This is a genomic window from uncultured Methanobrevibacter sp. (assembly GCF_947166415.1).
GTDB lineage: Archaea > Methanobacteriota > Methanobacteria > Methanobacteriales > Methanobacteriaceae > Methanocatella.
Window position 1 is genome coordinate 15,885 of sequence record NZ_CAMVEE010000006.1, and the last position, 14,681, is coordinate 30,565.

General features: G+C 37.8%; 13 protein-coding genes. All 13 read left to right on the plus strand.

What is annotated here, in order from left to right; translation table 11 throughout:
• Positions 1 to 108: 108 nt before the first annotated feature.
• Entirely contained in the window at positions 109 to 3,585 is a 3,477-nt protein-coding gene (locus Q0W25_RS01980; RefSeq protein ID WP_298518295.1) for a bifunctional glycosyltransferase/CDP-glycerol:glycerophosphate glycerophosphotransferase, read from the plus strand.
• Between the two features lie 75 nt (positions 3,586 to 3,660).
• Positions 3,661 to 4,629, plus strand: coding sequence for an NAD(P)H-dependent glycerol-3-phosphate dehydrogenase (locus tag Q0W25_RS01985; RefSeq protein WP_298518297.1), 969 nt, complete (start codon positions 3,661 to 3,663; stop codon positions 4,627 to 4,629).
• Between the two features lie 12 nt (positions 4,630 to 4,641).
• A complete protein-coding gene (locus tag Q0W25_RS01990; RefSeq protein ID WP_298518299.1) occupies positions 4,642 to 5,406 on the plus strand; it encodes a phosphocholine cytidylyltransferase family protein in 765 nt (254 codons plus the stop codon).
• A 27-nt stretch (positions 5,407 to 5,433) separates the two neighbouring features.
• Complete coding sequence (locus Q0W25_RS01995) at positions 5,434 to 5,862, plus strand: universal stress protein (protein ID WP_297824846.1); 429 nt, start codon at positions 5,434 to 5,436, stop codon at positions 5,860 to 5,862.
• A 9-nt stretch (positions 5,863 to 5,871) separates the two neighbouring features.
• The gene (locus Q0W25_RS02000) at positions 5,872 to 6,261 is read left to right on the plus strand and encodes a hypothetical protein (protein ID WP_298518302.1); all 390 of its coding nucleotides are present in this window, start codon (positions 5,872 to 5,874) and stop codon (positions 6,259 to 6,261) included.
• Positions 6,262 to 6,324: 63 nt separating this feature from the next.
• Positions 6,325 to 7,437 (plus strand): glycosyltransferase family 2 protein, encoded by a 1,113-nt coding sequence (locus tag Q0W25_RS02005; RefSeq protein ID WP_298518304.1) that lies wholly within the window; start codon positions 6,325 to 6,327, stop codon positions 7,435 to 7,437.
• Between the two features lie 4 nt (positions 7,438 to 7,441).
• Complete coding sequence (locus Q0W25_RS02010) at positions 7,442 to 8,764, plus strand: UDP-glucose/GDP-mannose dehydrogenase family protein (protein WP_298518306.1); 1,323 nt, start codon at positions 7,442 to 7,444, stop codon at positions 8,762 to 8,764.
• 197 nt (positions 8,765 to 8,961) lie between these two features.
• On the plus strand, positions 8,962 to 9,789 hold the full coding sequence (locus Q0W25_RS02015) for an amino acid ABC transporter substrate-binding protein (protein ID WP_297824857.1): 828 nt from the start codon (positions 8,962 to 8,964) through the stop codon (positions 9,787 to 9,789).
• Positions 9,790 to 9,816: 27 nt separating this feature from the next.
• On the plus strand, positions 9,817 to 10,467 hold the full coding sequence (locus Q0W25_RS02020) for an amino acid ABC transporter permease (protein WP_297824859.1): 651 nt from the start codon (positions 9,817 to 9,819) through the stop codon (positions 10,465 to 10,467).
• Between the two features lie 9 nt (positions 10,468 to 10,476).
• Positions 10,477 to 11,160: an amino acid ABC transporter ATP-binding protein gene (locus tag Q0W25_RS02025; RefSeq protein WP_298518309.1), complete on the plus strand. Its 684-nt coding sequence runs from the start codon at positions 10,477 to 10,479 to the stop codon at positions 11,158 to 11,160.
• A gap of 103 nt (positions 11,161 to 11,263) precedes the next feature.
• Complete coding sequence (locus Q0W25_RS02030; RefSeq protein WP_298518311.1) at positions 11,264 to 11,935, plus strand: zinc ribbon domain-containing protein; 672 nt, start codon at positions 11,264 to 11,266, stop codon at positions 11,933 to 11,935.
• A 112-nt stretch (positions 11,936 to 12,047) separates the two neighbouring features.
• The gene (locus Q0W25_RS02035; RefSeq protein WP_298518313.1) at positions 12,048 to 13,286 is read left to right on the plus strand and encodes a glycosyltransferase family 4 protein; all 1,239 of its coding nucleotides are present in this window, start codon (positions 12,048 to 12,050) and stop codon (positions 13,284 to 13,286) included.
• 10 nt (positions 13,287 to 13,296) lie between these two features.
• Positions 13,297 to 14,679 (plus strand): glycosyltransferase family 2 protein, encoded by a 1,383-nt coding sequence (locus tag Q0W25_RS02040; RefSeq protein ID WP_298518315.1) that lies wholly within the window; start codon positions 13,297 to 13,299, stop codon positions 14,677 to 14,679.
• The last annotated feature ends 2 nt before the right edge of the window (positions 14,680 to 14,681 follow it).

Genomic DNA, 14,681 nt, shown 5'->3' on the forward strand with positions numbered 1-14,681 from the left:
GAAAAATAAAAGCCAACTTGAAAAATGACAAGGCAGTGTGCCCAAATTATCTAATTTTAAATACAATAATTTCCATATTTATTAATGTATAGTTACAGGAGTTTTTAAATGAAAACCAGAATAAGCGTTATTATTCCAATTTATAATGTTCATGAATTTTTAGAGGAGTGCATAGACTCCGTATTGGCCCAGACAATCAATGATTTGGAACTTACAGACGGCTATGAAAGAAACCTCCAAATCATTTTGATAGATGACGGATCCACTGACGATACCGCAGACATTGCAAAGGGGTATGTGGACAGATACGAAAACATAGAATATCACTATGAGGAAAACCAGGGATTGGGCCATGCAAGAAACTACGGATGCGAATTTGCAGTCGGGGACTACATAATATTCCTTGACTCAGATGACGTCATCTCACCCAATGCATACGAATGGATGTACACAGCAGCGGTTAAAAACGGAAGCGACATGACCATAGGAAACGTATGGCGTTTCAACTCCAAGGGAACAATGATGAGCAACATCCACCAGACAGCATTCAACGTGAAAAAGGAAGTTACACACATCACTGAATCTCCTGAACTCTTTTATGATACAACAGCATGGAATAAGTTAATAAAGCGCAGCTTCTGGGACAAACACGGCTTCAAGTTCCCTGAAGGAATATTATATGAGGACATACCTGTAACAATGCCTATGCACTTTCTTGCAAATAACGTTTCAATAGTACATGAAAACTGCTATTTGTGGAGGATAAGGGAAGGAAAGTCAAAATCCATCACACAGACAACAGCAGAAACCAAGAACCTTACAGACAGGCTCTCTGTAATGAGAATGGTTGACAAGTTCTTTGATGAAAACGTGGCTGATGAGTATCTTCATCATGTAAAGACCATGAAATGGCTCAAAATAGACTTGAAGATATTCATAAACAAGCTCAAAAGCCTCAGGGAAGATGAATCACAGGAAATCATCAGGATGCTTCAGGAATACATCAATGAAAACATTGACAGAAAAGAGTTCCAGAACCTGAACGAATTCGATGAACTGGAATACGAATACCTTATGGAAGGTGACTTCAAGAAGCTCTATGACGTATTGAATTTCGAATTCGATACATTGAAGGTGACAAAGGTATATCAGAAAGGTGGCCATGTGATGTTTGACGCCGATAAGAATTTATTTAAGAAATCACCATTCACAATCGACAGATACGTGAGGGAAAACGTCAATTTCAAATACCTTCAGGAAGTCAAGTTCGGCGAGGAAAATGTTGAAATCAGAGGATTCTGTGTAATTCCAGGTTTGAACATCGACAATTACTCTGACAGAGAATATTCATTCGAGCTTGTAAATGCAAAAAGCAGGAAAAGGATTCCTCTTGAATATGAGGATGTCGAAACCGGAAGCCTCACTTCATTCGACATACGTTTCGGAAGAAGGTTCTCCTATAAAAAGGCAGGCTATAAGATAAACATTCCATATTCCAAGTTCTACAACAATCCTGACTTTACAGGAGAAAACAGGATTATGGTTTCATTTACACAACAGGGCATCAATCACAACTTCTTTGCCGGATCAGCCAAGGTAAACGTTCGCGATTCAAGTAACATGCAGGCTAGGATATATGAAAATACCTATTTCAGATTCAAATACACACTTAAAAACGAGATAATCATTGAAATATTCCCATTGAAGAGAAGCTACGATAAGGTTACAGTAGAAAACGGCAATCTGTGCATACACTCACCTCAATTTAATGGCGACCTCTTTGTTTACTATCCTGAAGATTCCCTGAACTGCGAAGTCAAGATGAAGTTTGACTGGGATGGCGAGAACAGCATTTATTCAATCGGAATCGACCAGCTCAGGAACATAAAGGGAAAGATAATCTATGAGGATGGTGAAACAGCCGTTTACACTTCAAAGGACCTCCTTGCTTTCGCCACACCGCAGGGTCAGGTAATAATTGACCCTTCCAAGGACTATTACATGGACATTTATAAGTATGAAAACACTACCTTGGTATCAGACGTTAAGCAGAACGGAGGCAGATTTGAAATAACAGCCAGGCTCATGTCAAAGCAATCAGCTGATTTGCAATCAGCAAAACTTTACTTCAAGGATGCATTGAACCTGCAGAAATACCATGTAAGCGACGCCAAAGTTTCAGGCGATACGCTCATGTTCAATTTGGACCTTTCAGACAAGAGAGTTACCAAAAACCTCTACAAGGGAATGCATGACCTGTATGTGGGCTATGACGGTTTTGAAACTCCACTGCACATAGCATTCGATTATAACGAGACATATCAAAAAGGATTATATGATTACATTGTTCACAGGGAAGATGAAAGCAGGTTAAGGGTTAATACAATAAGGAACTGGCCAATATACGAGGACACTCCTGGAAAAAGGCTAAAGCATTCAAAACTAACCTACAGGGCATTTCTCAAGTTGCCTATCAACAATAAAAGAATCATATTCGAATCCATGTGGGGTTCAAAATACAGCTGCAATCCAAGATATCTCTATGAATTCATCAATGAGAACTATCCTGACTGGGATTGCATATGGGTTTTGGGAGATGAGCACATTCCAATCAACGGATCAGGAAAGAGAGTCAGAAGGTTTTCCGTGAAATACTTCTATTACCTTGCGACTTCAAAGTTCTTTGTAAACAACGTCAATTTCCATGAGCATTACGTCAAAAGGCCAGGCCAGATTGAAATCCAGACCATGCATGGAACACCTTTAAAGACCCTGGGACTGGACGTTCCCGGTGATTTCCCAACCAAGAAAAGGGAAGAGGAGTTCATAGAAAAATGCAGCCATTGGGATTACCTCACCGTTCAAAGTGATTTCGTTGCAGACATATCCGAAAGATGCTTCCTCTTTAAAAAGGAATTTTTAAAATACGGATATCCTAGAACTGATATCCTTTATACAAAAAACAATGAAGATGACATTAAAAAATTAAAGGAAAAGATGGGCATTCCAATGGACAAGAAGGTCATTTTATATGCACCTACATGGAGATTGAAAAACAAGTTTGACATGATGCTTGATTTGGAATCCCTTAAAAAGTCACTTTCAGATGAATACGTGCTGATTTTAAGGCTCCACCATTTCTCGGCCGAAGGATGGAAGCAGCCGCCTGAGGATGACTTCGTATATGACCTTACAGACTACGATTCAGTTGAGGAGATATACCTTATTTCAGATATCATGATTACAGACTACTCTTCAGTCATGTTCGACTATGCGATACTGGGCAGGCCAATAATCCTTTTCGCATTTGACCTTGCTGAGTATAGGGAAAAGCTCAGGGGATTATATGTCGACATTGAGGACAACACTCCAGGACCAATCCTATATACATCAAAAGAGGTTGAAGATGCTATATTGAACATTGAAGAGACCAAAGCCCAGTCCAAAGATTTGATGGACAGGTTCTGTGAGAAGTTCATACAGTATGAATGCGAAAACTCATCCGAAAAGATATTTGATGAAGTGATGAAAAAGCATGGAAATGAAGGCATATTGAACAAGGTATTGAGAAAGATAATGCCATGAATACTTAAAAATGGAACAGTTTAATAATTAATAATAATAAAAATAATAAGAAAGAGTTACTTATCGGTGAAAATTATGGATAAAGTAGGCGTTATTGGTGCCGGAAGTTTGGGAACTGCACTGGCACAAACAATAGCACAGAATGTTGATGAGGTTTGTCTGCAATTGAGGCGTGAAAATCTGGCAAAGGCAATTAATGAAACTCGCTTCAACACAGAATATTATCCTAATACAAGATTATTGGATAATATTACTGCTACAACTGATTTGAATGACTTGAAAGACTGCAAAGTAATATTTTTATCTATACCCTCATCAGCTTTCAGAACAACTTTGGAAAAGCTGAAAGATGTAGTTTCAGATGATGCCATTCTTGTTACAACAGCAAAGGGTATCGAGTATCCTTCACTAAAGACAATGGGAAATCTTGTTGAGGAATATTTCGATGATCAGTATGTGGCCCTTTCCGGACCTAATTTCGCATCTGAAATAGTATTGAACCAGCCGACAGTTTCAAACATAGCTTCAAAAAACAGGAAAAATGCCGAAACAGTCAAAAGGGTTCTCTCAACAGACCAGTATAAGGTGAAGATAATAGATGATGTGATTGGCCTTGAAATCTGCGGAGTGATAAAGAACATCAACGCCATTGCAAACGGGATCTGTGAAGGAATGAACGTCAATGAAAACGCAAGATATGGCGTTCTGACAAAAGGATTCGATGATACAATCAAGATTATTAAAAGTGTCGGGGGCATGGAGTCCACTGCAGGGGAGTACTGCGGATTCGGTGATCTGGTCCTGACATCAACATCATTTGAAAGCAGAAACCACACATTAGGAATGCTTTACGGCCAAAGATTGATTGTCGATGAGAAGGCAAGCGGAGTTGTCTTTGAGGGAAAGAACTCAATCATGGCAATTAAGGACATCTGCGATAATAACAATATCAAAAGCGTAATCGTAAACTTCGTATTTGATGTTATAGTAAATCAGATACCTCCAAAGATAGCATTTAGAGACTTATGGGAGAATATTGAATAGCTAGTGATAAATATGATAGGTGTAATATTGGCAGCTGGAATGGGCACAAGACTTATGCCACTTACCAAGGAAATTCCAAAAGCTTTATTGAAAATTAACGAAACCACATTGCTTGAAAGAATGATTATAAACTGCATTGATGCAGGAATATCAAAATTTATAGTCATTGTGGGATATAACAAGGACAAGGTCATTGACTTATGTCCAAAAATAGCTGAAAAATACGATATTGAAATAGAATGCATTGAAAACGATAAATATGAGGTTACAAACACATCCGTTTCCACATATCTTGCAAGCAAATACATAGAAGAAAATCCTGAAGACTTCATTCTGGTGAACGGAGACAATGTTGTTGACCCTGAAATAATCTCAAGAATCGCTGAATGTGAAAATACAGGAATGATAATTGACAATTACAAGGATTTGAATGAGGAATCATTCAAATTGATTATAGATAACGAAACATTCAATGAGGACAAGTCCATTTCAAACGGTGAAATCCACTCCATCGGAAAGGGCTTGGACATTCCGTCTTCAAGCGGAGAGTTCATTGGAGTTTCAAAAGTGATAAGCGAGGACATCAAAGATTTCAATCAGATCCTTTCCGGATTGATTGATGAAGACCCTCAAAATTACTACGATTTTGCTTATAAGGATTTAAGCAGAATCAAAACAATCGATTTTGTCCTAACCAACGGATTGAAATGGACAGAAATCGATGACCATACAGATTGGGAAAATGCCCAAAAACTTATTGGAGAATTAGAAAACTGAAAATTGTATTTCTTAAGGTGTTAAATAATGTATAAAAAGATTTTACTTCCAACCGACGGATCCGGTTATTCGGATGAAGAAGTTGAAAGGGCAACCAAATTGATTTCCGATGACGGAGAAATAATCATTTTGTCAGTTGCAGGCAAATTGACATCCTCTGCATTCCAGTCAAGGTCCAATGTTAGAAAAATCAACAAGGGACTTCTTAAGGAGGCTCAGGAAAATGTCAAGTATATGAAAAAGCTCTTCGATGGTGAAAAGCTCAATATCAGAACCATCGTAAAGCCAGGTTTTCCTGCAGAAACAATCATTAAGGTTGCTGAAGATGAAGAAGCGGACCTCATTATCATTTCATCTTCCGGAAAAAGCGGACTCCACAGGTTTATTCTTGGAAGCGTAACAGAAGAAGTTCTTAAAAACGCTGAAATCGATGTATTGCTAGTGCATAACAAATAGGTGTATTTAATGATAGACATGAAAAAGATAATAATTGCGGTAATTTTGATTTTGATTGTGGCAATAGGCGCATTTGTATTTATCTCTGCAAATTCACACGCCACCAAAATGGAAGTTACAAGCAATCACACTTTAAAAAACGGGGACTTTGTAACCGTGGTCTTGAAGGACCAATACAGAAACGTATACCCTAATCAAGTAATTGACGTTAAAATCTTGGATGATTCCGGTTGGGCAAACAAGTATAATGCAACCACAGACAGCAGCGGTCAGGCAAACATTGCATTGGAAGGTCTTGAAAACGGAAACTACACCGTTCATGCCAACTTCAATGGAACAATATTTTTATCCTCATCCAAAACTGTTTCTGATTTGGAAATTTATGACGGATACGGATAGTATTTAAGCTTTAAAAAACAGCTTAAATATACTATTTTTTTATAATCCACATTGGGGAATATCATGGTTGAAATTTCAGTTATAATGCCCGTCTACAATTGCGAAAATTATCTGGACGAATCAGTCCGCTCTATTTTAAATCAGACCTTCACGGATTTTGAGTTGATTTGTGTTGATGACGGGTCAAAAGACAACTCATTAAGCATTCTTGAGGAATTTGCAAAAGATGAAAGTCGAATGAAAGTGTTCCACCAGGAAAATAAGGGCGGTGGAATAGCTAGGAATTTTGCGCTTTCAAAAACCTCAGGCAGATTCATTTGCTTTGTTGATGCCGATGATATCCTTGATGAGGTTGCCTTAAATGAAACCTATGAATTAATAACTGAAACTGATGCTGATTTTGTAATGTTTAAGGCCATAAACTTTGATGATGATAAAAAGAGGTACTACGAAACCGAGTATTTTAGCATGAATGAGATATATGAAAGCGTTGGAAATGAGGCGTTTCATTACTCCGATTTGGGCGATTTGATTTTCAAGCTTTCCGTCACTCCCTGGGGAAAGCTCTACTCACGTGAACTTATTTTAAAATCCGAAGCGGAGTTTGCAGGGGGAATGTATCATGACAACAAGTTCTTCTGGAGGGCACTTCTAAATTCCGAAAAAATCATCTTTTACAACAAGTGCCTTTATACAAGAAGAATCCATTCCGAATCCCTTCAAAGCTCTGATGATGAAAAGATCCTTTACATATTCGATGCATTCGATGCCATATTCGACATATTTATTGATGAAGGGGAATATGAGAAATACAAGTATCGGCTGTACAACTGGAAGATGGACTCGTTTCACTGTAAGTTCTTCCAGATAAGGGATGATTTGAAGCCGATGTTTTTAAGGAGATTGAAGCAGGACTTCCTGAAGATGATTGAAATCGACGGCAAAGATGATGTTAAAAGCAACTTGAATTCTAATTATGAAAAGGTATTCCATGAAGTGATGGCCTGTGAAAGCGACATGGAATTCAAGCTTTTGGCCGAAAAGTATAATTTAAATAAGAAAGTTATTAAGTTACAAAAAGAAAATAATAGATTAAGAAGGAAAAATAGGGAAATTCTAAATTCCAGAAGTTGGAATATTACCAAACCTTTAAGGAAAATCAAAAATTTAAGGTGATTCAATGAAGATTACTGTTATCGGAACCGGTTATGTTGGACTTGTAACCGGCGCATGCTTTTCAAAAATGGGAAACAAGGTTTATTGCGTTGACATTGATGAGGAAAAGATTAACGGATTGAACAATAATATCCTGCCTATTTTTGAACCTAATCTGGATACAATAGTGAAGACTTCCCATGACAGGGGAGATTTGATATTCACTACAAGCATCAGGGAAGCTCTTGATGATACTGATATTGTGTTCATCGCTGTGGGAACCCCTCTTGGTGAAGACGGAAGCGCCAATCTTGATTATATTTATGCTGCAGCAGATGATATTGCAGATAACATCACTCACGATTCACTGATTGTAATCAAGTCAACAGTTCCTGTTGGAACATGCTTTGATGTTCGCGATAGGATTGAATCAGCTTTAAATAAAAGAGGCTGTGATGTGGAAATAGATATCGCCTCCAATCCAGAATTCCTTAAGGAAGGTAACGCCGTAAACGACTGCATGCATCCTGACAGAGTTGTAATCGGCGCTGAAAAGGCTGAAGTATTTGAAAGGTTAAAGGATTTATATTCATCATTCGTTCAAAACCATGACAGGTTTGTCCTTATGGATGTGAAAAGCTCTGAAATGACCAAATATGTTGCAAATGCAATGCTTGCAACCAAGATTTCATTCATGAACGAGATGTCACACATCTGTGAAGCCACAGGTGCAAACATACAGAAGGTAAGACTTGGAATAGGATCAGACAAGAGAATAGGATATGATTTCATCTATGCCGGATGCGGATATGGGGGAAGCTGCTTTCCAAAGGACGTTCAGTCCCTGATCAATACCGCAAAGCAACATGGATACGAACCTAGGATACTGGCTGATGTGGAAGAGGTCAACAGGGAGCAGAAGATGGTTCTTGTAAACAAGGTAATAGACAGGTTCGGTGAGGACCTATCAGGCTTGAGCTTTGCAATCTGGGGTCTTTCATTCAAGCCATATACCGATGATGTCCGTGAAGCCACATCCCTTGTTGTGGTAAGGCAACTGATTGAAAAGGGTGCTTCGATAAAGGCATATGACTCACATGCAATTGATGAGTTCAGAAGGGCTGTCGACAACGAATATCTTGATTCAATAGAATTTGTAGACAGCAGATATGGAGCCCTTGACGGCTGTGATGCTCTAATACTCATTACCGAATGGAAGGAGTTCAGAAACCCTGATTTCAGCATTCTATCCGAAAGACTTAACCAGAAGGTTATCTTTGACGGAAGGAACATCTATGATAAGAAAATTATCGATTTGGGTTTTGAACTGTACCAAATTGGCTGTTAAACACCAATCTTTTTTTCTTATTTTCTTATTATTTTTAAATGAATTAATATTAATCTCATTTTCGAATAGATATTTTTCAGTATATGAATCTTGATTATTTGTAAATTTGAATATAAATACATAAATATATTGAAAAATAAAAAATAGTATAGTAGAAAAAATTCTACTGAGATAGTTATAACTATTTGGTGTTTTATATGAATAAAAAGATAGGTTTTATTTTAGCTTTAGTCGTAATATCCTTAGTGATGTTAGGTACTGTAAGCGCAGGATTTTTTGACTTTTTAGGAGGGAACAACGCCAATCAAACAGCAAATGATGAAAACACTTTCATTGTAGGTTTCGATGCAGAATTCCCACCTTACGGATATAAGGACGACAGTGGAAACTACACCGGTTTCGACTTAGACTTAGCAAAAGAAGTTTGTGAAAGAAACAATTGGACATTTAAAGCTCAACCTATTGATTGGGACGCTAAAGATGCTGAATTAGAATCAGGTTCTATCGACTGTATCTGGAACGGTTTCACAATCGATGGTAGGGAAAACGATTACACCTGGTCAAATCCTTACTTTGACAACAAACAAATATTCGTTGTTAAAAATGATTCAAACATCAAAACAATCGCTGATTTATCAGGTAAAACCGTAGAAACACAAAAAGATTCATCTGCTTTAGCTGCTCTTCAAGGTGACAACAAAACTATTGCAAGCACTTTCGCAACCTTAACCGAAGTTGCTGACTATAACACCGCATTTATGGATTTAGAATCCGGTGCATGTGATGCTGTAGCTATGGATATTGGTGTTGCAGAATACGACATCGATAAAAAAGACAACTCAGATGATTATTCCATCTTAAATGAATCAATCACTACCGAAAAATACGGTATCGGATTCAAAAAAGGAAATGATGCATTAAAAGACAAAGTACAATCCACATTAGATGAAATGTTCAAAGATGGTACTGTCGTAAAAATCGCAGAAAAATACGGTATTTCCCAAGATGCTTTAATCCAACCATAAATATTTAGTTAGAAGGGAGAAGTAGTAATGATATTGAGTATGGTTATACAACAGTTGCTTGAAGGTATGGTAACCTCAATAGAAATTTTCTTGCTTACTCTACTTTTTTCCCTTCCTTTAGGCCTTGCTGTGGCCGGAGGAAGAATGAGTAAGTTTGGCCCGTTGAGATGGCTCATGAAGATCTACATTTCTATAATGAGAGGTACACCATTGATGTTGCAGTTGATTATAGTATTTTTCGCACCGTATTATGTGTTCGGAATAAACCTTTCCAGTGATTACAGATTCATTGCAGTAATTATAGCATTCACTATAAACTACGCCGCATATTTCGCTGAAATCTACAGGGGAGGAATCGAGTCAATCAACAGCGGACAATATGAAGCTGCACAGGTTTTAGGCTACAGCAAGCTTGAAACATTCTTCATTATAATCATGCCTCAAGTATTCAAAATCATTCTTCCTTCAGTAACTAATGAAGTTATAACTCTCGTAAAAGATACATCACTTTCATTTGTTATTGCAATTCCGGAAATGTTTACAGTGGCAAAACAGATTGCGGCTGCCGATGCTTCAATCGCTGCATTGTTGGTTGCAGGTATATTCTATTATGTATTCAACGTGCTTGTTGCATTTGTAATGGAACACCTAGAAAACAGAATGGATTATTATGAATAGAGGGATATTATGAGTTTATTGGAAGTTAAAAATCTTAAGAAAAGTTTTGATGACAACGTAGTATTGAAGGATATTTCTCTTAATGTTGAAAAAGGTGAAGTTCTAGGTATCATCGGACCGTCAGGTTCAGGAAAATCAACATTGCTCAGATGCATTACAGGCTTGGAACATGAAGACAGCGGAGTAATCGATTTTGAAGGAACATTCGGTTTGGTATTTCAGAATTTCAATCTGTTCCCTCACCATTCTGTGATGAAGAACATTACCAATGCACCTATCAGGGTTCAGAAAAGAAAAAAGGATGAAGTTTATGAACATGCACGTGACCTTTTAAGGAAAATGGGTCTTGAGGATAAGGAAGACGCTTACCCTTGCGAGCTTTCCGGAGGACAGCAGCAAAGGGTTTCAATTGCACGTGCGCTTGCGATGAATCCGGACATTCTTTTCTTTGACGAGCCGACATCAGCGCTTGATCCTGAACTGACCGGGGAAATCCTCACAGTAATCAAGGAACTTGCCGCAGAGCACATGACAATGGTCATCGTTACTCACGAGATGGCTTTTGCACGTAACGTTGCCGATACAATAATCTTCATGGATGGAGGAGTTATTGTAGAGAAAGGAACTCCTGAAGAGGTATTTTCATCAGATAACCAAAGGATGAAAGACTTTTTGGGAAAATTCTATGATTAAGATATATTTCATATATCTTCTTTTTACTCTTTTTTTGAATAACTTTATTTAACATTGTGGATAAAGTATTATTAACTAATATTTACGTGAGGTTGTTAGTTATATGATATGTCCCAACTGTAAAAGTGAAAATGCAGAGGGCGCCAAGTTTTGCAAAAAATGCGGTGCTCCATTAAAGAAGACAATTAGTCATGAAAAAATGATTAATTCAATGAGCGGAGATAAGTCTGACAATACCACAAAAATCATTATAGCTGCATTAATCATTATAGCTGTTGTCTTGGCAGGTGCATTCATTTATCTGCAGACTTCAGGAAACAGCGCGTCAACACAGCATTCCAGTGATGCGCAAAATGCCGCATCCAGTATCAGCAACAACAATGCAGCAGATTCATCACAGCCATCACAGGCTACACAATCCAGCTCATCTTCCCAACCGTCACAGTCCTCTTCAAACATGAAAATCTTGGGAGGAACCTTTTCTACCGGAAGTGAACTGGAAGACAAGACTTATGCACATATTAATGTAGGACGTGAAAATGCAGGCAAAAGCGTTATCGTTCAAATATGGTATTCAAGAGATGGAAATACCTTAAATCATGGAAATATGGTTCCTGTTACTGTTGATTCTAGTGGTTATCTTGATGTATCCAGTGCTGATGCATATGCATATTATCCGGACTTTGCTGAAATCAACTTATTCGACAGCAACTCCAAACTTCTGGATACACAAAGCGTTTCATTATCTCCAACCAGTGGTACTCAAAGCTTTTAGCTGAGTACACTTTTTTTTATTTTTTTAAATCCTCTTTTCAATAGCTATTTATAAGTTCAGCTATATAATTTAATTTAGTTTTTAAAGACAATTATTTGATTATGGTGCAGTCATGTCTCTTAAGGATAGGATATTGGAAAAAAGTGGCAGTTACAATTATTACAAGGATAACTATGGCCGCCTAAAAAAGCAGCTTAAAACAAAAAACAGCAAGATTAAGGATTATGAAGCTCTTATTCATAGTTTTGAGACAAGATTCGACAAATCAGATGGTCTGAAAAAGGATGCCAAGGATATAAACATTGCATATGTACTGTATGCGTTTCCTATCCATTCCCAGACATTCGTTGTAAATGAAGTCAGATGGCTTGTGGAAAACGGATATAATGTTGTCATATTCACCAAAGCGGATTCCGACAAGCCGGTTGAACTTGACTTTGCTGTTGAAAATTACAGGTTCTCCAATACCACCCAACTGGAAGCGCTCTTTTTAGAGCATGACATAGACATTGCACACACTCATTTTATCTATCCCATGTGCACCAACTTCACATATCCGGTTTGCGAAAGGCTTAAAATGCCTTTTACAGTGTTCGTCCATGCATATGACATATTCAGAAAGGACAATGATGAGCGAAACAAGATTGATGAGATAAGCAATTCCGAGTGCTGCAGGGCAATATTTACCTTAAGCGAATTTCATAAAGATTACCTGCTTGAAAGGAATGTGCGTGAAGATAAGATTGTAATCACAAAGCAGGCAACAAGCTATGAACTCGCCCCATTGGCCAGAACGGATAGGAAAATCAAAAACATCATTTCAATTTCAAGATTTGTTGAAAAGAAGGGTCTCGATGTTTTAATCGATGCGGCCAAGCTTCTTGAAGATGAGGATTTCACCTTTGAGATATATGGATTCGGTGACCTTCACAATCAACTGCAAAGCCAGATAGATGAATTGGGATGCAGAAACATTTCCATTAAAGGAGAGCTCCAACCTAATGAGGTTCAGGATAAACTGATGGAAGCAGACCTGTTGGCCGCCCCATGCAAGATAGCCAAAAACGGGGATATGGATGGATTTCCGACAGTAATCTTTGAGGCCATGGCATGCGGCCTTCCATATGTAACCACAAAGGTTTCCGCAATTCCAGAAATAGTTGAAGATGGCGTGAACGGTTTTATAACAGAGCCGGCAAGCCCTGAACTCTTTGCTCAAAAAATCATTGAAGTGTCAAGATTATCCAGCGATGAACTCTTTGAAGTGATAAGGAAAGCCCAGGAAGATGTGGAAAACATCTCCAGCGTTGAAAAGACAATGAACAGGTTCATCGATACAATCAAAGAATAAGTGTTTTATTATGAATTTAAGTAAAATCATCAACAATAAATTCAAAAGCAAATACAGATTTACATTTTCTATTATTATAGCCGTCTATAATGCCGAAAAGTATTTGGATGAAACCATTCAGTCAATATTGTCACAGTCATTCAAGTTCAATAAGGTTCAGGTCATTCTTGTAGATGACGGATCCACAGACGGCTCAGGGGATATCTGCAACAGATATATGGAAAGATATCCGGACAATTTCATATACCTATACCAGAAAAACCAGGGACAGTCAGTTGCAAGAAACAACGGCTTAAACCATGTTGAAGGAAAATTCGTCAACTTTTTGGACAGCGACGATTTATTGGAGACTAATGCATTGAAGGATGTTTACCAGCATTTCAAGTCATGGGGAAGTAAAATTGACGTGATTTCAATTCCAAGATTCACGTTCGGCCGTGTTAGCGAACCTGCGAAGTTTTATGATAAATATATGGAAAGCCGTGTAGTCGACATAGTGAAGGAATATGACTTTCCTCAGGTTTCAGTGAGTGCGTCATTCATCAGGACAAGCTCCATCGAGGATAAGTTCAACCGCGATTTGGTGATATCAGAGGATTCACTTTTTTTAAACAAGATCATACTTAAGAAATGCAGATTCGGTGTTGTGGGCACTTCAAGGTACATGTACAGGAAGCGTGAAGATGAAGACTCCACAATTGATACAAGAAAATCAAGAAAGGAATATTTCACGCCAAGAATGGAGATGTATTTCAATGAACTGATACTTGAATCACAGAATAGGCATAGAAAGGTCTTGAAATATATCCAAAACGTGCTTTTGTATGATCTCTACTGGATGCTTACACAAAATAGCGAAGTCGGAGTGCTTGATGATGCTGAAACCGAAGACTTCTATGAGCATATTCATGACGTTTTCCAGTATATCGATGATGATGTGATTCTATCACAAAGCTACAGGAAATCATTGAAATATCACATGCTCAGCGTAAAATACGGCAATGAGGATTTTGACGTGAAAGATGACATTCTGCAAATCAATAGCAGGGACTTTGACAGGCTCGCCAATTACGCAATACACATTACGGATATTAAAAAAGATTCAAATAATGTGAGAATCGACTTTTATTATGAATTTTACCCTATTGATTTTGGCCTGAAGGCATCCGCTGACGGCAATGAATATGATTTGGATTTCAAATCAGTTGATGAAACCATTTCAATGGGAAGATGCATATTGAACAAATATTACTATTCCATCACTTTGGGAAATGAAAAGGAGATTTCATTTAAAAGAATGATGTCAGGTGATGAATATCCTGTTAGACTAATGGATGAAGCTGAAAATGATGGCTTTGATATAAGCGATTACTCCATAACAATTAGAAATTGATA